The organism is Chamaesiphon minutus PCC 6605 (assembly GCF_000317145.1).
GTDB lineage: Bacteria > Cyanobacteriota > Cyanobacteriia > Cyanobacteriales > Chamaesiphonaceae > Chamaesiphon > Chamaesiphon minutus.
In genome coordinates this window covers 1,047,594-1,064,011 of the sequence record NC_019697.1, presented here as the reverse complement: position 1 = coordinate 1,064,011, position 16,418 = coordinate 1,047,594, and the positions used below count along the sequence as shown (strand labels likewise).

The following is a 16,418-nucleotide window of genomic DNA, read 5'->3' as shown; positions in this document are numbered from 1 at the left end:
CTTAACACAATTAATTAGCTAAAGCTATCGACGGGTATAGATTTCACATCTTTGATGAATCAAATTTACATCTAGTTTCTAAGTGTTTTTAATAATATAAGATTTAAGTGCGTTCACCCTGAATCCCTGATGAGTTAACTCAATTATTAGGTGTTGATCCATCAATCTCTTACCGAAAAGGTGATGTATTCCGTGGCAAGAAATATGACAGAATCTATAATATTGGTTCATGGCGGCTTCATACCGAAAGATCCGACATAGATCTTGAAGATCAGATAAACAAATTGTTGGATAAACTGCCAGCCGATTTAGAAATCTGGCATAGCCTGACAAAAAGGTTTCAGGCTGATCTATTTTGTGGATTATGGATGAAGCGTTGGAATCGTTGCCTTAGTTTTGAGGTTGCGACACTTCAACGGATGACGGAAAGAAGTCTTTCCATTGGGTTAGATGTTTGCGTTGATTACGATCTTGAAGAAGAATCAACAGATGATTAAGGGAAGTTGACACTTCATAACAACCGTGACGCAAACGGACTCACAAGATCGATCTATAATAGCAATATGTGGATTGGAGCCGCTGGTCAGGAACGTTAGACTGAAATCCATTCATCCAATTGTCGCAATTATAATAGTAATAAATGATAGAGACATCACCTCAAGCTTACAGGCTAGAATTGATGCAACCTTGTGATTTTGAGTTTTTGTACGATCTTTGCAGATCCACAATGGAATGCTATGTTATTGCTGCTTGGGGTGAGTGGTGTGATGAAATAGTTCGTTCTCAACTTCTCGATGGTTTGAAGACCAATGCATTGAACTCTCATTCCGCAGGTAGGGAGAGAAAATCCTGTATTTTTAAAGAATGGGAAATTTTGAAGCGTCAAATATCAGAGTACAGGATCTTGACCACTGCGGGATCATTGCCGGAATCTGCGACGAGATGGGGTTAGTCGAACAAATTGACAAACTACTAGGTACTCACCCGCAAGAAATTATTAGCCCAGGACAAGTAGTCAAAGCGATGATTCTGAATGGATTGGGGTTTGTAAGCGCACCACTGTATCTATTTGAGAAATTCTTTGTCGGGAAAGCAACAGAACATCTATGAGGGGAAGGAATTAGACCAAAACACCTCAATGACGACCGATAGGTCAGGATCTTAGACAAATTAGCCCAGTCAGGACTAACAGAAACATTTGTGAGTGTAGCACTCAGAGCAGCACGTCAATTCAGGTAATTTCGCCCAAATGTCACAATTGCAATGGGTGTCGAGAGTACCTGTGACCTTGACAGCAGCAAAACAATTGCTGTTAGAGATTGACTCAAGTGCCTTTGTCACCAGTTCATTGTCTGGATACAAAATTGCAGCTTGTGGCAACAGTTATGCAGGGATTCAACAAAGATGGCTGGTAATGGATGTGGAGATTCAACGCGCTGGGAGATTTATCTTGGCTACTAATGTCCTTGATGAGCAAGTTCTGGGCGATGAGGATGTCCTGGCCGAATATAAAGCGCAACAGGCTACTGAGCGTGGTTTTCGGTTTCTTAAAGATCCGCTGTTTTTTACTTCCAGTATTTTTCTCAATACTCCCCTTACTCTGTTGCGGCGATGGCAATGGTGATGGGTTTATGTTTACTCGTTTACAGTCTAGGTCAACGTTCACTTCGCCAAGCTTTGGACAATGCTCAACAAACTGTTGAGCATCAAGTTGGTAAGTCTACTGCTAAACCTACTCTTCGATGGATGTTTCAATACTTGTCACGAATGCCCTCCACCCAAGATCCACCTTTACCGATCGCGACTACAAATGTTAGGACTGCCAAGCCTAAAATAATATATAGTTGCGCCCGACTAAATTCCTCGATCTTGCGGGTGAGCGGAGTTTCCAAGCTGCTGCTACGCTCGATTAGTTGTGAAATCCGTCCCGTTTTCGTCCGATCGGCAGTTGCCACTACTAGCCCCTGTGCTTGGCCAAATGTGACCAAACTCCCCGCGTATGCCATGTTAATTCGATCGGCTAGCACGGTCGCCACAGCTAGCGAAGCGGCTGCTTTTTGGACAGGTAAAGATTCCCCAGTCAATCCGGCTTCACTCACTTGCAGATCGCGGACGCTCACCAACCGGAGATCGGCGGGTACTTTATCGCCAGATGCCAGCACTACTAGATCTCCAGGCACCAGTTCGCGGGCATCGAGCCGAATTTTTTGGCCATTTCTAATCGCGGTAGCTTCGGTAGTAACAGATTTTGCCAGAGCCGCGATCGCATTTTCGGCTTTGGATTCCTGGACAAATCCGATCGTCGCATTCACCAATGTCACTGCAAAAATCGCGCCTGCATCCACCCAATCTCGGAGTAATAACGCTACAGTTCCCGCCAGTAATAATAGATAAATTAAGGGTTGATTGAATTCCATCAGGAACCGGAGAATGATACTCTTGCCCGGTTTGCTCTGAAGTTGATTGAACCCATACAGTTCGTGACGCTGCGGCACTTCCGTTGCTGATAATCCCTTGACTAAATCTGTCTGGAGATATTCCCCCACATCGGTAGTTGAGAGTTGATGCCATTACTGTTCGGTGAGGCGATCTAGCGAAGCTGCCATACTCAGATGCTTGAATGAATACCACTAGTAGTCTATGGCATAAATCTCACTACTATTGAAAGGAGACGGGAAGACAGGGAAAAAGAAGTGGTTGCTCATTTCCGCCGCCTAGTACTAGCCTATCTTGTCTTTATTTCTTTGCCAATCTTTCGTTACTGCCCAAAGATACACTTAATTTCAACCATCTAAATCCCTGCCAACTCTCGCATCGCAATATCTGTAGAAAAGAAAAAGCGATCGCGACCGATATCAGCTACAAAGCCAATGTTAATTAACTTATCCATCACTGGCCCTTTAACTTCAGCAAAGTAGAATTTGATGCCCAAGCTGTTGAGATCGGCAATTAAACTCTCTAAAATTTCTAAAGCACTAGCATCGATTAAATTAATCGCACTACAAACTAACAGCACACTTTTGATTTCCGATCGATCTGCAATTGCTTGAGTTAAAAAGTTTTCTAGATACTTAGCATTCGCAAAATACAGACTGGCATCCACCCGCACCGCTAAAACTTCCGGGCTGGTTCTGACATCGTGGCGCAACACATTCCGAAAATGTTCGGAATCCCCCAACCGTCCGACGATCGCGATATGCGGGTGACTCGTCCGCCATAGATGCAATGCTAGCGCAATTACGGCCCCCAGCATAATCCCCATCTGTACTCCCAACGCTAACACCGCCCCAAAAGTAGTCAACCACGCGATCGCATCGGTTTTGTCATACGCCCACATTTTCCGTAGCGTCTTCACATCGATGAGCTGATAAACCGCTGTAATAATCACCGCCGCTAAACAAGCCTGGGGCAAAAAGTAAAATAGGGGCGTGAGAAATAGCACCGTCACCGCCACCAATAACCCCGTGACGATCGAAGCCAACCCCGTATTCGCTCCAGCCGCCGAATTCACAACCGATCGACTCACTCCCCCAGTTACCGGATAGCCCCCAGTCACAGCCGCGCCTAAATTAGCCACTCCCAAGGCTAATAGCTCCTGATTCGGATCGATCTTTTCCCGCCGCTTACTAGCTAACGCCTGTCCGCCTGCATAGCCTTCCAGATAACCGACTAAACTAATCCCGATCGCCGCTGGGAGCAAAGATTGGAGAGTCTGTCGATCGAATAATGGCAGTGTCAATGGAGCTAATCCAGCCGGAATATTACCGACAACTTTGATGCCTGCGACGTCATCTAAATGTAGTCCCCAAACTAATAAAGTACCGAGAATAACTACTATTAAAGGTGCGCTTTTAGAGAGAGGTAAGATTTGACGATCGCTCCAGCCCCGCTGTTTTAATTGTTTTACTAAAGGGCTGTTGAAATAAACTAAAATTCCCACACTGACAATTCCTAAAGCCAATGTCAGCCAATTAGTTTGCGAAAGATTGCGAATAATTAATGTTACTAATTCACTAAATGATTCAGTTGCCGGAATCTTTAAACCCAGTAAATGTTTGACTTGACTGAAGGCAATAATTACAGCAGCACCGCTAATGAAACCAGAAGTAACCGAGCGACTTAGAAAGTTGACCAGAAACCCCAACCGGAGCAACCCCATCATAACCTCGATCGCGCCTACCAAAAAAGCCAATGTGACAGCTAATGCTAAATAGGCTGAGGTATTCTGCGGCGAAAAATTAGCAATCGCCGCTGCCACCATCAAAGAATCCACCGCCACCGGGCCGACTGCTAACACTCGACTGGTGCCGATTAGGGGATAGAGAATCGCTGGCAAAATGCTGGCATAGAGTCCGACTTGGGGTGGCAAACCTGCTAATTGAGCGTATGCCATGCTTTGGGGAATCAATAAACTCGTGACGATAATCCCTGCCGTCAGATCTCCAACTAAGAATTGCGATCGATAATTCAATAACCAATCGAAAGCTGGAAGATAACGGCTAAATTTAATCGGCAAAGGTTTTTTGATAACAGATTTAGACATACTCACAGTAAAAGCATAGATCTGAGGGTGCCCACAAGGGGCACCCCTACAGGTTAATTGCGTAGGGGTGCCCCTTGTGGGTACCCTCAGGTTTTCGCAGTAATAATACGTGGATCGATGGTGCAAGATGTTAGGTTTTATTCTTCAACCCAACTCAATTTATGATTTCTGGTTGTAGGGCAATTTTGCCAACAACATCGCCAGCGCACAGGTATCGGTGATTCCCGCAAACATTAAACCAGCCCCCACAAATCCACTCAAAATTAGAAAAGCAGGAGATACAAATGCACCCAACATCGTCCCAGTAAATACGAGAGAGCCTGCAACAATTTGCACCTGTCGCATCAGGCTAATCGGTGCATTTTTGTTTACTTTAGTTGGTAAACCTTGCTCTTTCCAGTCGCCAATTCCACCACTGAGATGGGCTACTTCCTGATGACCCGCATCCAAGAGTTTTTGGGCGGCTTGTTGCGATCGATTGCTCGTGCGGCAATAAAGTACCAATTTTTTGTCAGGATCGTGAGGGATTTGTGCTGGATCGAACTTCGATAGCGGGAATGAGATAGAACTGGGAATATGTTCGCCCGCATGTTCGGCGGGTTCGCGTACATCTACTAGCACTACGGCATCTAGATCGACCCACTCTTTCAGGGTTTTGGCATCCACAAGTTTAAGTCGATCTTCGACGCTATTTTTAAGTTGAATCGGGGAATTTTGAGTTGTCATAATATAGTTATGCTGAGGATATTTTGGTTAAACTTTGCTAGCCATTCTGCCACACCGCTCATTTGCTGGGACAGCTTCAGCGATCTTTTGAGGATTGGGGAGATCGAGATTATTCATGAAGTCAATAAATTGCTCGCGATTGCGTCCGACAAACCGAGGATTCCACTGCTTCTCTTCGCCAATTGTCGAAACCGTATTACCTCTGTAGTCATGACCTGGATAAACCAGCATTTCAGTGGGTAAGCTAAACAGGCGTTGCGTCACTCGATCGTACAAAGTCCCCGCATCGCCACTTTGAAAATCAGTGCGCCCACAACCGCGAATCAGTAAGGCATCGCCAGTGAGCAGCCGATCTCCGTTGACTAGATATGCCATGTGGCTATCTGTATGTCCTGGTGTCGCGATCGCCTGGATTTTAATCGCGCCTACTTGCAACACTTCGCCATCTGTCACAAAGCGGTTAGCACAGGCAACATGAGCGTGTTCGGGCACGATCCCTTCACATCCGGTTAATTCTCGCAGCTTGCTAGTCCCAGTAATGTGGTCGGCATGAATGTGGGTTTCCAAGCAGAATTTTAATGTCAGTCCCAACTCATTGAGCCATTTAAAATCGCGATCGACTTGTTCGACGACGGGATCGACTAACACAGCCTCTTTGGTGGCGGGGTCGGCAATTAGATAAGTATAGGTTCCAGTCTCTCGATCGAGCAGTTGACGAAATAGCATCAGATCTCAACTCCTATGAATTTTGTAGATATTTTTTTAAAACTATATATCCATATAGTAATATAAATATGGATATTTGTCACGAATTGCCCTACTCAGCCCCTACTCAGAGTTTTGTAGCGACTGTAATCGTGCCTGTCATGCCAGCTTCAGTATGTCCGGGAATCGTACACTGCAACTGATAGTTACCCGATCTCATCGGTACCAACACCCATGCCGCAGTGGTATTGGGACGTAATTCTAATTCTTGAATCGCACCTTTGATTTCGACATTACCAGCATCAACTTTTTGCGTCCAACCAACTACTGCTGGCAAATTCCCGCGCCGTGAAATAATGTTTTTGGGGACTGGGATTGGATAATAATAGTTTGTACTTTTTACCTGCAACTAATTGCACGCGATCGGGGAAAAATTTAAGCGCGTTGGCTGTATTTCCCAAACTAACTTTGAGTTCGATCGGTGTGCTAATTCCGGCGGGAATTGCCAGCGCAGGTGATACTTGGCAACTGTAGATTCCTACTGCCAAAATCAGACAACAGCACCAAAACTTGAGACTGTCGATTAGAGATCGCATAATTATCATCTTGACGATCGTGAGCCGTCATCGAACATGACTTTAGAATACTGGTATTGGGACGAAAAAAAGCAAGAATATCGCTAAAGCTAACAAGATGAGTAAGCTACGTTCGATTCTCTCGGAGGGAGGCTTCGCCAACGATTTGTTGTCAGTTCGCTTTTCCATTTGAGATTTACTCTCCTTTGTAAACAATAATTGGGACTTTTTTAATCCTTGTTATTAAATTAGATCTAGAGGAAATAAGCCAGCGTACCCGCTAATAATAATCATCGGATCTTCCAGCCACACGGGATTGCGATGTCGATCGCATTACTGTGATGACAACTAGACTTTAGGATCGGATGGGGGAGCTGTGAGGATTTCCCAGGCAGCTTTAGCAGCTTTCGTCATTCGATCGTCGATGTCTTCTACCACATCGCTAGCAGTCCGCCAGCTTCGTTGGCGGAGCCTTCTCTTGGGGAAATCTGCTTTGTCTCGGAGCACTTGGACAGATCGATCGATGCTGTGATGGGTTTCTTCAGTTAAATCGGTGGCAGATTGGATCTTCACTTGCGCCAACTCTTTAAGGGCATCTACCAGTGCTTGAGCAGCCCGATTTACCTCACTCAGTTCATCAGTTGGTGTTGGCGGTGGGGTATGTTGCAATTCTGATTCTGACTTGGTAGCGTTTTTTTGTTCGGTAGTCATAATCATGTTTCTCCAAATCGTGATTTACTTGAGTTGATTCCGATGATTCCGTCGCTCCTCAGTACTTTCAGGCTAAGGGAATACTATGAGGAACTTGTGAGGAATGAAGAGGAAATCGATCGATAATTTCACAAATCGAATCAGCCAATACTTTCGATCGCAGCGATTCCGATCGCTTACCAATTAATACAGCAGAATCTCTCTCACAAGTTCCTCAACTTATCGAACTAATCTCAAGAATCATGTATCTAAAAAAATTCCGCTCATGAAAAAGATAATTCCGATCGTACTGATATGCACGAGTTTTTTGGTAACGGTACCCTCAAGAGCAAACGCATTCGATCCGCAACAAGTCAGCCGTAGCTCTCCTAGAGCAACGAATTTGCTCATAGCTCAGTTCCGCCGCCACAATCGTCAGTACCATGTTTATTACCGCAGTTCCCGCGATTCACGATGGACTTGGAATTGGACTTTCGGGGGCATTTATGCCAATCATCAGGATGCCGAACGTGCTGCACGGAGATGGGAGAACCGTGGTTACAAAACTTCGATTCGAGTGCGCGGTGGAGAAACTAATCGTCGTGGAGATTGGAATCGTGGTGACTGGAATCGTGGTGGGTGGGGTCGCGGTCGCTAGTACATTAATAGTGGTGTTTTCCCAAAGTGGGTTGGCGATGCCAACTGCTTCAATATAAAGTCAGCAACATCGGCGCGCGAGATTTTTCCCGCCGTAACACCGGATAAATTGTCGATAACCCGATATTTTCCGGTTTGGGGGCCATCGGTCAAGAATCCAGGACGAACGATTAGCCAATCTATATTACTCGCCTTGACGAGTGATTCCGCACGATCTTTGTCTGCGTAATTGTTTGCCAGCAACAGCGGATTGAGAATGCGATCGTAGAAAAAGCCACCATGCCCTTTGCTATCACCAGCACCAATACCAGTAACAAGGATGAGTTTTTGGTTCGATCCTGTTTCGATCGCGCCCAGGATATTTTGAGTTCCTCGCGAGAAGACATCGACGGGTTTTCTGGTCGGTGGAATACCGATGCAAATACAAATTGCCTCCTGTCCGGCAATTGCCGCAGCCACAGAGGATGGGTCGAGAATATCGCCTTTGATAACCTTCAATCCAGGGATGTTGGCGTTCAACTTGGCGGGATCTCGCACTAAAGCCGTGACTTCATGGCTGTCTTCGATCGCCGCCTTTAACAGCTCGGCACCTATGCCCCGCGATGCTCCAATAATTGCAATTTTCATAGTAAATCTCCTGCCTCAATTAATTGTTTGGATGAGTTTCCAGTCGATCGGTTTTAATTATGGTTTTGTAGCAATTTCTGGTTCGATAGAAATGACGATATCTTTCCAAATCGTCATTTTTTAGCATTAATTCGATTGAGTCTTGCTCGCTAGTTGTAGCCTAAAAGAATACTATGAGGAACTCGTGAGGAGTATCTAAAAGCTAACGCTAAATAGTTAACGTGAATTCGGGATAAGGATTTACACTCAATGGCTTCTAGCTTCGTTCTTGCATCGCCGCCGATTGAAATCGGGGCTACTCGCACAAAGTCCGCCTTCGCGGACTGGGAAATTAGTCCGCGAAGGCGGACTTTGCAAGTCTAGCTGGGGTTTACAACCCCAAGCTTAACCCTAACTAACGTGAGTTCGGGTCAATTATTTTCGACCGATCGAGTAGTCTGAGCACAAGCATCACAGAGGTTACTTTTTCCTACTAATACGTCTGCTTGAAATATCTGCCTCACTCTATCCGGCTCTTCAAACATCGGGCTGTGTGCAGAGTGCTCGAAAGTATAAAACCCCTTAATCGGTGCTTGCAGTCGATCGAGATACGCTTTTGCTAATGGGTAGGAAACCGTGTAATCAGACTTGCCGTGGAAGAAGTAAACCGGAATGTCAAGCTTTTGAATTTGTTGCGTCAGATCCGTAGCGATCATCTTGTCCCACAGCAACTTGTCAGATGCAAACTTCCCGCGCCAGAGAGCTAGCTTCTCGCCCAAAGTGTATTGTCTGAATAGCCAAGATGCCAGAAAGACACCAGTCATCACCGATTTCATATCGTGTGTTGTGCCCACGCCAAGGTCGTGCATGGCAGTGTCCCGCACCTTCATGTAGGCAGCGGGAAACGGGACTGACATGGTGGGTGGCGCAGCTTCTAGTTGCTTCACCATGCTGGTATTGCCGATCGCTTTGTACCGCTTTACCATATATTCATAGGACAGTATTTCTGACTGAAGTTGATAGGACATTTGCCCAACTCCGATATAGGCGTAGAACAATTCAGGCGCACGAGCCGCTGCCTGGATGCCAATTAGACTCCCGCCGGAGTGCGCCATCATGTAGATCTTGTCCTTGTGGAAACGGCTACGGAGGTAATTCGTCACTGCCAACGTATCAGCGATTGACTGCTCCAATGTCCAGGTCTCTGGCGGCGCATCGGCACTGTAAGAAAGTCCGGCATTGCGGCGATCCCACCAACAGACAGTAAAGTATTGATCCATGCCCGTCGGGTAGTTCTGTGTTAGGAAGTATTCAGGCATAGCAGTACCGCCGTGGACAAATAGCAGTATCGGATTGCCAACATTTTTTCCGATGACGAACATTCCTTGCTGTACGCCATTGATGTTTACATGAATCTTCTCGGAAATGCTGCCCGCAAGTACGCAACCCTGTTCATCCAGGAAAGGTTTTACCTTGCCAGAGCTGACCGCGAACAGCACGCCGAAAAGGATGATAATAATTCCCAAGATGATGCCTACTACGATCGATACTATTAGCCCTGCTGTTTCAATTGTTGCCATAATGAGTTCTCCCAAGTAGATCGGTCTATCGATAGATTACGTCATCGATTGTGGCTCGAAAAAACTCACCCTCCGACTCAAACCGATTGGTGCCAAAGTACCACCCAGCCCGCAGGCGAGTTGGAATGGTGTAGCCGCAAAATGTGCCCTCTTCCTCCAAAATTCCACCGAAGTCCACATAATGAGACTCAGCACCTTCTGGATTGCCCCAGCGCGACAGGTGGATAGTTTTGAGCTGACCCGATCGATCGATGGTCAGATCTAGTTCTGCGCTCTCGTTTTGCACTACAAAACTGGAATGAAGATGCGATGAATCCATTGTTTTCCATGACACTTCATCACCACAAAACACAGACGGCAACCACGTTGACTCTGCCTGAAGACGACCAAAAGCAGACCGAGTAATATCGGAACCACTCGCTGTCATCACGGGGAATAATCCTAACAGCTTCCACTGCATCGCACCTACGCCGTCGATGAGGCGATCCGATCCCACAATGGGTAAGCCGTTCATCCATGCCGTAGCACTCCAAATCAGTCCACGTTCCCAGCAAATGACTTGCTCGGCTGTGAATGGAATCCACTTTTTCAATTTAATTTCGCCGTGCATTTTCAAACGAACCGCAGTAGCGAGCTTTGTTCCAGGCGCGATCGCGTGTTCGAGATATCGTTTTGCTGGTTCTGGCAAGTGAGAGAGTTTATCTGGGCTGAATACAAGCTCAGTAGGTGTCGCCGACTCCCAGAGCGTATCGAGAGAAATTGATTTAGTCATTACTATCTCCAGTCTTAGGAGTAAATGGAATAAAGTAATCTTGTTAGTGTTAAATCGATTGTCAAATCGTTGGCGGAGCTTCTCCAAGGTCGAATCGAGTCTGTTTGTCTGTTTGTAGGCTAAAGGAATACTATGAGGAACTCGTGAGGAGTATCGAAAAGCTACCGCTAAATTGGTAGAGTCAATTGCACTAATCTCTATTGCCTCTATCCGTTTAACCGCAGCGGGTTTGGATATTCCGCAGGTGTCTCTAGTCTCAGAGCCAGAACTCGCTTTGTATGCTCATCTTCAGATCGATCGTCGTTAGACGACGCGCAAGCTTCGCGATGATGCTTATTCTTACTACAATGCTTCGCCATGAGCAATGCGATCTAATTTTTGATGCCCATGTATAAATACAGGTAGCTTTCTCTATTTATAGTTCCTGTTCCTTTTCTATCGCTAACACTATTCAATTTAATACTCATGCCTATTTATACATTTGAACATCAAAATACCACAATCTCAAAATTGGACACTGCCAGCTTTAATTCGTTAGGAATTCTCGAACGCCAACACCTTCAGTCTGCTCTCAAAAATAACATTCAAGCTATTTCACCTCATACACTTATCATTGCCGAAGAGTTCTGTGAATGGGATGATAGCAACCGTAGAATCGATCTATTAGGAATCGATCGAGATGGTAACATTATCGTTGTCGAACTAAAACGAGATGTAACTGGCGCACATATGGAGCTACAAGCTTTACGTTATGCTGCGATGGTTTCTACTATGAACTTCTCACAGGCTGTAGATATTTATCAAAAGTATTTAGGTCATTCTAAAAATGCAGAAAATGAGTTGCGAGAATTTCTAAACTGGGAGGAAGAAAAAGAAGCTGAATTTCCCAAGGATGTCCGAATCGTTCTTGCTGCGGCTGATTTTTCCAAAGAGATTGCTACTGCTGTAATGTGGCTGAATCAAAAAGATCTAGATATTCGTTGTGTGCGAATGAAGCCATATAAATTAGGAGAGAAAATTTTACTAGATATCGAGCAAATTATCCCTTTACCAGAAGCTCAAGATTATCAAATCAGAGTTAAGCAACAAGCCGTTATCCAGAAAGCTGCTAAAACGGAGATCGAGTCAAACAAAAGAGCTAAGTATAGATTTGAAGGTAACATATACGGTGCAGGACAACTGGTATTAGCAGTCATCAAGAAAACATATGATAAGAATCCAGATTACAACTTAGAAAAGCTACAGCAGCTATTCCCTAAAAGCATCCAAGGAACATATGATATTATAACAACCACGGAAGATGCAGAGCGGATTCAGCAAAAGACATCACGTCAACTCAAACGACATTTTCTAAATTCTCAAGATATTATTAGAACTTCTGATAATCAAGAATTAGCAGTATGCAAAGAATGGAGTAGGTATGGAACTAACCATTTTATTCAACAAATTCCAGATGAATTAGGATACATTGTTGAGATTATTTCAGACAATGAAGAATTGAATTAAACAAATCGATTGTTCGATATAGTATTGCATCCACATCACTCCTACTGAGACTGCAAATCTATCACACGATCGTTGTCGATAATAGACTATTTTCTGGATCGCAAATAAAATATTCTTGTCATTCATTACTGCCGACTAACGCAAAAGTATCAAATCAATTATCAATTGATAATTGATTTGATGATTCTCGATCGCGCAGATCGACAAGTACGCTTTCTGGCGATCGATCCTCAAGAAACGCAACTAAATTCACTGCTTCTGATAAACGGCGTAAGGCATCACCAAAACTATCATTTCGTGGCAAAGTTAGCACGATCGGATTGCCCAAATCATCATTAATTCCCTGAAAAATCATTACCCTTGGGTTTTGATTTGCCACTTTCTGCCAACCATGTTCCGTTAAATAAGTTGCCATATCATTCACTGATAATTTGGCTTCTCTGAGTAATTGAGGACTAATTTCTAACATATCCATTCTCCACTAATAGTATATTCACGGGCAGATCTCATTAACATTAACAACGATTCTGGGCGAAATTCTTGCTCTCTGGCGATCCGAATTCGCACTGATTGCTGATTTTGACTGAGTTCACCTTGTAGATACTCCCAATAACAAGCACCACCAATAAATAAGCCTGCTTCCGTAGTTGTCAACCACTGCTCTGAGTCCGAAGGTAAAACTTTTAGAATTAAAATGCAAGGGGTCGCATCACTACTAAGACGACGTTGGACTATGCTGTGGTGATTTGATGCCGCTTTTAGTTTATCGCATGGAAGATAAGAATCGGCTGAGAAACTTGTGAGCAGCATCCGAACACTAACGTTAAATAGCTATGCTCAATTGCTTTCGCACGATCGTGTAATCTGGGTGTCCGGGTGCAGGCATCAGATCCGCAGGACGGGGGGCGATCGCCGATCCTGCAATCGCGGGTAAGCCCCAAGTGTAGTCCTCCAGCTTCATTTGCACAGATTGAGAGTTCGTCAATTCTAAATTCAGTTCGATTCCCTCTTGCGGCAATCCAAAAAAGATAAACTTCAAGGCTTGTCGTTGTTTGGGAGTTAGTGGGGTGAGATCTAACGGTTTACGATCGATCTCCGCTCGCGCGATCGTGCCCTGTGTGGTGAGATCGATGTAAGCGATCGAGGCTTGTCTGGGGGATTTCAATCGCAATCGTAGAGCTGATTTGTTGCTGCTTGTGGGCTGTTCTAATCGCTGAACTTCCAAAGCGGGCAAATTCACTAGAGGAGCAGGAGCACTGAAACCAGACGATGCGGGAGATAAAGCGAATTCAATCTGCTGTTGTTGGGCATTGGTACCCATGATTTGGACTTTCCAAGGATCGAGATGACGATCGCTGCTCACCCAGTTTGCTTGACCTCGATTGGCATCCAGTAGATATGACATTGTATTGGGGCGAGGATGGGCTGTACTAAAACCAGAATTGAAGGTAGCGATACTCAGCAAAATCGCACCGATTAGCAGCGTACCTCCTGGCACGATCCAGCGGGGCGATCGAGATGTGACAGAGGAAAATGACGTGAAGAAGACAAACTGTGGAACCAATAATCCACACAATAGAGCCGTAAAGACCATCTGTAATGTGGATAGGGGGACGTTCATTATGCCTTCAAACCGAGCCATCCAAGAGCCAAAATAGACCTGAACGGGCATGAGTAAGACAATGCCAGGAATGAGGGCAACAGAGAGCAGTAAGATCCCCATCCAAGACCGATTTCTGGTTAGTAAAATCCAACTCCAAGCCAACAGATTAAACAATAGGGGAATAGCGAATAAATAGCTGGCTCCAGGCAGCCACGCGCTGCTAGCGATCGTTAACAATAGCCAGACAAATAATGCCCCAATCGCCAAATCGTCCACCTTAAAACGTTGGCATAACCAACTGTAAATCGCCATCATTGTAGCGACAGTCAAAACCACAAAACTGACGTGATATAGATTTGCTTGGTAGTTGCCAATCAACAATACTTGCAGCGATCGATTCAAACTCCGCATCAGCCACCAACCGAGTACATTTAAGACAACTACACCGATCGCACTGAGTAAGAAAGCGATCGCGCCCAAACTAATTCCTTTGAATGTCAATGTTCGAGCGCGAAATCCCAACCAAACCACAGCTACAAACAGAATGCTCGTGACGATCGCCAATGGCAAAACTTGTGATTCTGGATAATGTAAGACTACATTCGGCAGAATATTGAAGTAAACTGCATTTTGAGTTGCTGTCAGAGTCTTCAGATCCAGATTGCCAAAGTGTTGTAGTAGAGAAAGCGCATAAGAACCATTGTGCTGAATGCTGCGGCGATCGATTTCCGTCACATTATCACGGAGCGTATGGTAGGCCGGAGTATCGCCCCCATAGTAGAAGCCAAAACCACCGCTACCGCGTGCCGTATACTCCTCTAGATCGCACCCAATTTGCGCTCCTGGCAATAAACCCCAGAATGCTGGTGAGAAAGAAGTCATGCGGGGATAGGGTACTGCTTTGATAAACTCGGAGATTAACCGCTGATTGTTGCGACTGGTAATGTACATCACCGCTGCGCCGCGACTACCCGATGCTTCAAAGTTAATCGCCAGTTTCACATCCTTCGCCCAGGGATGTTCGGTGACAAAGGCGCGTGCGCCCAGCATCCCAACTTCTTCACCGTCAGCAAAGACAAAAATCAGATCGTTATTCAAAGGTGTTCCGGCGCGAATTGCCCGCAGTGTCTCCAATCCAGTCACCACACAAGACCCACAATCACTAGCTCCTGGCCCGGTGTCAGCAGCATCATAATGACCATCGAGGACGATCGCGCCCGTACTGGCTTTCCCTGGAATTCGCACCAGCACGTTGTTAACTCGACCTGCTCCAAAGCCACCATCGCCAGGTTGTACGACTGTCGTGGTTTGGATTTCTGGTTGCAATCCCATTGCCTTGAGTTGAGTCACCAAATACTCCCGCACGGCAGTATGAGCGGCAGAGCCGATCGGATGCGGTGCTTGAGAAATTGCTTTGAGATCCGGCATAGTGCGATCGGCAGAAAATTCGGTCAGTGGTGCTGTTGCTGGGATTACGTTGGGCGGTACCAGTTGCCAGAGAGCGATGGCCACGGCAAATAGAATAATCCCCAAGATGACCAAACGTTGGCTCCAATGGGTTTTGTCGATCGAATCAGATTTGTGCATGGTCTGTTGACTCCCAAGGAATGACATCGATCGCGGCTCCTTTTTTCTTAAACATGGTCGTCTGGATCGACCACGGGGCATCGACGAGAAAAATCTGGCAAGATTGAGATGGCATTATCTTCTAAATGAAACTTCCAGACAACGCAGAATGACGTGATTACCCGATCGATTGACTGAATCGATCTGAGGGATCTGCATATCTGGCAAACCATCGATCGCCTGAAGGATTTTTCCCGCGCAGGGAGCTAACACAGGCTGACCATAAATCTGGTAAGCAGCCAGATCGCTAGGAACGATCCCGTTTGCCCGCAGGCCAAACGGATCGATCTTGACAATATCGACTCCGTAGCTACTACCTCGGTAAGCACGAAAACGTGGCACCGATTCATCCAACAGCTTGAGATGGGCATTAATCCGAATATCATTACCACCATTGACAAGTAGATAGTCACCGTCCCGCAGCGGAAAGGCAAGATCGACGGCGGGAATGGCAGGCGGAAACTGACCGATCCAACTGCCTATAGCTTCGTTTCCAACAAAAACACCAACGGCAACGAAACCAATGATGGTAATCCAACCGAGCCAACTAGACGGCATTCTGCGTAGTGGTTTGGGTCGCTGCCAAACCATCACTAAAGCCATCAGAAAAAGCAGCCCATAGCAATAAGGCATCCACCAAGGCGGAAAAATCCAGATTCCCATGCGGGCGATCGCCAATAATGCCACGATCGTGACGAGGGCTTGTAGCAAAACACCCAACAAACTACGTGGTGGGGCGATCGCTAACCATACAATTAGGGCAATCGGTACCAAAACCTGAGCGACAATCAGTGAAGAAATCATAGGTAAGATTTAAACATGAAGAATC

Annotated in this window: 18 protein-coding genes and 3 pseudogenes; 5 read left to right on the top strand and 16 right to left on the bottom strand. The window is 45.7% G+C overall.

Annotated elements, in window-relative coordinates; all coding sequences use genetic code 11:
- Positions 1 to 122: 122 nt before the first annotated feature.
- Positions 123 to 497 (top strand): DUF4279 domain-containing protein, encoded by a 375-nt coding sequence (locus CHA6605_RS32500; RefSeq protein WP_086936166.1) that lies wholly within the window; start codon positions 123 to 125, stop codon positions 495 to 497.
- 367 nt (positions 498 to 864) lie between these two features.
- Positions 865 to 1,755 (top strand): annotated as a pseudogene (locus tag CHA6605_RS32490) (DUF4277 domain-containing protein); the annotation flags it as partial.
- Here the strand turns inward: CHA6605_RS32490 and CHA6605_RS04805 are convergent.
- From CHA6605_RS04805 to CHA6605_RS04780, 7 genes and pseudogenes are all read right to left on the bottom strand, one after another.
- Positions 1,752 to 2,345 (bottom strand): HAD-IC family P-type ATPase, encoded by a 594-nt coding sequence (locus CHA6605_RS04805; RefSeq protein ID WP_479688859.1) that lies wholly within the window; start codon positions 2,343 to 2,345, stop codon positions 1,752 to 1,754. The pseudogene CHA6605_RS32490 and the gene CHA6605_RS04805 sit on opposite strands and share 4 nt — an antisense overlap.
- Before the next feature lie 33 nt (positions 2,346 to 2,378).
- A pseudogene (locus tag CHA6605_RS36065) lies at positions 2,379 to 2,558 on the bottom strand (cation-transporting P-type ATPase); the annotation flags it as partial.
- A gap of 233 nt (positions 2,559 to 2,791) precedes the next feature.
- Complete coding sequence (locus tag CHA6605_RS04800) at positions 2,792 to 4,543, bottom strand: SulP family inorganic anion transporter (protein WP_015158417.1); 1,752 nt, start codon at positions 4,541 to 4,543, stop codon at positions 2,792 to 2,794.
- A gap of 159 nt (positions 4,544 to 4,702) precedes the next feature.
- The gene (locus CHA6605_RS04795; RefSeq protein ID WP_015158416.1) at positions 4,703 to 5,269 is read right to left on the bottom strand and encodes a rhodanese-like domain-containing protein; all 567 of its coding nucleotides are present in this window, start codon (positions 5,267 to 5,269) and stop codon (positions 4,703 to 4,705) included.
- A 27-nt stretch (positions 5,270 to 5,296) separates the two neighbouring features.
- Positions 5,297 to 5,995 carry an MBL fold metallo-hydrolase gene (locus tag CHA6605_RS04790; RefSeq protein WP_015158415.1) on the bottom strand — a complete coding sequence of 233 codons (699 nt, stop codon included), beginning with the start codon at positions 5,993 to 5,995 and terminating at the stop codon, positions 5,297 to 5,299.
- Between the two features lie 106 nt (positions 5,996 to 6,101).
- Positions 6,102 to 6,570, bottom strand: a pseudogene (locus CHA6605_RS37050) (plastocyanin/azurin family copper-binding protein).
- Between the two features lie 327 nt (positions 6,571 to 6,897).
- A complete protein-coding gene (locus CHA6605_RS04780) occupies positions 6,898 to 7,260 on the bottom strand; it encodes a hypothetical protein (RefSeq protein WP_015158414.1) in 363 nt (120 codons plus the stop codon).
- Between the two features lie 265 nt (positions 7,261 to 7,525).
- Between CHA6605_RS04780 and CHA6605_RS04775 the strand changes: the two genes are divergently transcribed.
- Positions 7,526 to 7,897 carry a hypothetical protein gene (locus tag CHA6605_RS04775; RefSeq protein WP_015158413.1) on the top strand — a complete coding sequence of 124 codons (372 nt, stop codon included), beginning with the start codon at positions 7,526 to 7,528 and terminating at the stop codon, positions 7,895 to 7,897.
- Here the strand turns inward: CHA6605_RS04775 and CHA6605_RS04770 are convergent.
- Positions 7,894 to 8,523 (bottom strand): NAD(P)-dependent oxidoreductase, encoded by a 630-nt coding sequence (locus tag CHA6605_RS04770; protein WP_015158412.1) that lies wholly within the window; start codon positions 8,521 to 8,523, stop codon positions 7,894 to 7,896. The two genes, CHA6605_RS04775 and CHA6605_RS04770, sit on opposite strands and share 4 nt — an antisense overlap.
- 410 nt (positions 8,524 to 8,933) lie before the next feature.
- Positions 8,934 to 9,884, bottom strand: coding sequence for an alpha/beta fold hydrolase (locus CHA6605_RS04765; RefSeq protein ID WP_198288430.1), 951 nt, complete (start codon positions 9,882 to 9,884; stop codon positions 8,934 to 8,936).
- Between the two features lie 27 nt (positions 9,885 to 9,911).
- Here CHA6605_RS04765 and CHA6605_RS34915 point away from each other — a divergent pair, with 27 nt between their 5' ends.
- The gene (locus tag CHA6605_RS34915) at positions 9,912 to 10,058 is read left to right on the top strand and encodes a hypothetical protein (RefSeq protein ID WP_198288429.1); all 147 of its coding nucleotides are present in this window, start codon (positions 9,912 to 9,914) and stop codon (positions 10,056 to 10,058) included.
- A gap of 49 nt (positions 10,059 to 10,107) precedes the next feature.
- On the opposite strand, the gene CHA6605_RS04760 is transcribed toward CHA6605_RS34915, so the two are convergent.
- Positions 10,108 to 10,854, bottom strand: coding sequence for a DUF6920 family protein (locus CHA6605_RS04760; RefSeq protein WP_015158410.1), 747 nt, complete (start codon positions 10,852 to 10,854; stop codon positions 10,108 to 10,110).
- Positions 10,855 to 11,060: 206 nt separating this feature from the next.
- Positions 11,061 to 11,213, bottom strand: a complete 153-nt coding sequence (locus tag CHA6605_RS33635) for a hypothetical protein (RefSeq protein WP_157259793.1) — start codon at positions 11,211 to 11,213, stop codon at positions 11,061 to 11,063.
- A gap of 106 nt (positions 11,214 to 11,319) precedes the next feature.
- Between CHA6605_RS33635 and CHA6605_RS04755 the strand changes: the two genes are divergently transcribed.
- The gene (locus CHA6605_RS04755; protein ID WP_015158409.1) at positions 11,320 to 12,360 is read left to right on the top strand and encodes a PDDEXK family nuclease; all 1,041 of its coding nucleotides are present in this window, start codon (positions 11,320 to 11,322) and stop codon (positions 12,358 to 12,360) included.
- A gap of 154 nt (positions 12,361 to 12,514) precedes the next feature.
- On the opposite strand, the gene CHA6605_RS04750 is transcribed toward CHA6605_RS04755, so the two are convergent.
- The 5 genes from CHA6605_RS04750 to CHA6605_RS04735 are packed head-to-tail and all read right to left on the bottom strand — an operon-like array spanning position 12,515 to position 16,393.
- Positions 12,515 to 12,829: a hypothetical protein gene (locus CHA6605_RS04750; RefSeq protein ID WP_015158407.1), complete on the bottom strand. Its 315-nt coding sequence runs from the start codon at positions 12,827 to 12,829 to the stop codon at positions 12,515 to 12,517.
- Positions 12,823 to 13,170, bottom strand: a complete 348-nt coding sequence (locus CHA6605_RS04745) for a DUF4365 domain-containing protein (protein ID WP_015158406.1) — start codon at positions 13,168 to 13,170, stop codon at positions 12,823 to 12,825. The genes CHA6605_RS04750 and CHA6605_RS04745 overlap by 7 nt, the downstream gene beginning before the upstream one ends.
- A 13-nt stretch (positions 13,171 to 13,183) precedes the next feature.
- The gene (locus CHA6605_RS04740; protein WP_041547572.1) at positions 13,184 to 15,550 is read right to left on the bottom strand and encodes a M28 family peptidase; all 2,367 of its coding nucleotides are present in this window, start codon (positions 15,548 to 15,550) and stop codon (positions 13,184 to 13,186) included.
- Positions 15,537 to 15,665 carry a hypothetical protein gene (locus tag CHA6605_RS36060; RefSeq protein ID WP_015158404.1) on the bottom strand — a complete coding sequence of 43 codons (129 nt, stop codon included), beginning with the start codon at positions 15,663 to 15,665 and terminating at the stop codon, positions 15,537 to 15,539. The genes CHA6605_RS04740 and CHA6605_RS36060 overlap by 14 nt, the downstream gene beginning before the upstream one ends.
- Positions 15,665 to 16,393, bottom strand: coding sequence for a hypothetical protein (locus CHA6605_RS04735; protein ID WP_015158403.1), 729 nt, complete (start codon positions 16,391 to 16,393; stop codon positions 15,665 to 15,667). Before CHA6605_RS04735 ends, CHA6605_RS36060 begins: the two co-directional genes overlap by 1 nt.
- Between the last annotated feature and the right edge of the window lie 25 nt (positions 16,394 to 16,418).

Bases quoted from the DNA above. Each gene is read 5' to 3' on its own strand.
- CHA6605_RS04790 (WP_015158415.1), bottom strand. From the start codon at position 5,995: ATGCTATTTCGTCAACTGCTCGATCGAGAGACTGGAACCTATACTTAT.
- CHA6605_RS33635 (WP_157259793.1), bottom strand. From the start codon at position 11,213: ATGGCGAAGCATTGTAGTAAGAATAAGCATCATCGCGAAGCTTGCGCG.
- CHA6605_RS04745 (WP_015158406.1), bottom strand. From the start codon at position 13,170: ATGCTGCTCACAAGTTTCTCAGCCGATTCTTATCTTCCATGCGATAAA.
- CHA6605_RS04755 (WP_015158409.1), top strand. From the start codon at position 11,320: ATGCCTATTTATACATTTGAACATCAAAATACCACAATCTCAAAATTG.
- CHA6605_RS04760 (WP_015158410.1), bottom strand. From the start codon at position 10,854: ATGACTAAATCAATTTCTCTCGATACGCTCTGGGAGTCGGCGACACCT.
- CHA6605_RS04735 (WP_015158403.1), bottom strand. From the start codon at position 16,393: ATGATTTCTTCACTGATTGTCGCTCAGGTTTTGGTACCGATTGCCCTA.
- CHA6605_RS04740 (WP_041547572.1), bottom strand. From the start codon at position 15,550: ATGCACAAATCTGATTCGATCGACAAAACCCATTGGAGCCAACGTTTG.
- CHA6605_RS04775 (WP_015158413.1), top strand. From the start codon at position 7,526: ATGAAAAAGATAATTCCGATCGTACTGATATGCACGAGTTTTTTGGTA.
- CHA6605_RS04795 (WP_015158416.1), bottom strand. From the start codon at position 5,269: ATGACAACTCAAAATTCCCCGATTCAACTTAAAAATAGCGTCGAAGAT.
- CHA6605_RS04770 (WP_015158412.1), bottom strand. From the start codon at position 8,523: ATGAAAATTGCAATTATTGGAGCATCGCGGGGCATAGGTGCCGAGCTG.
- CHA6605_RS36060 (WP_015158404.1), bottom strand. From the start codon at position 15,665: ATGCCATCTCAATCTTGCCAGATTTTTCTCGTCGATGCCCCGTGGTCG.
- CHA6605_RS04780 (WP_015158414.1), bottom strand. From the start codon at position 7,260: ATGACTACCGAACAAAAAAACGCTACCAAGTCAGAATCAGAATTGCAA.
- CHA6605_RS04800 (WP_015158417.1), bottom strand. From the start codon at position 4,543: ATGTCTAAATCTGTTATCAAAAAACCTTTGCCGATTAAATTTAGCCGT.
- CHA6605_RS04750 (WP_015158407.1), bottom strand. From the start codon at position 12,829: ATGTTAGAAATTAGTCCTCAATTACTCAGAGAAGCCAAATTATCAGTG.
- CHA6605_RS34915 (WP_198288429.1), top strand. From the start codon at position 9,912: ATGAATCTTCTCGGAAATGCTGCCCGCAAGTACGCAACCCTGTTCATC.
- CHA6605_RS04765 (WP_198288430.1), bottom strand. From the start codon at position 9,884: ATGTTCGTCATCGGAAAAAATGTTGGCAATCCGATACTGCTATTTGTC.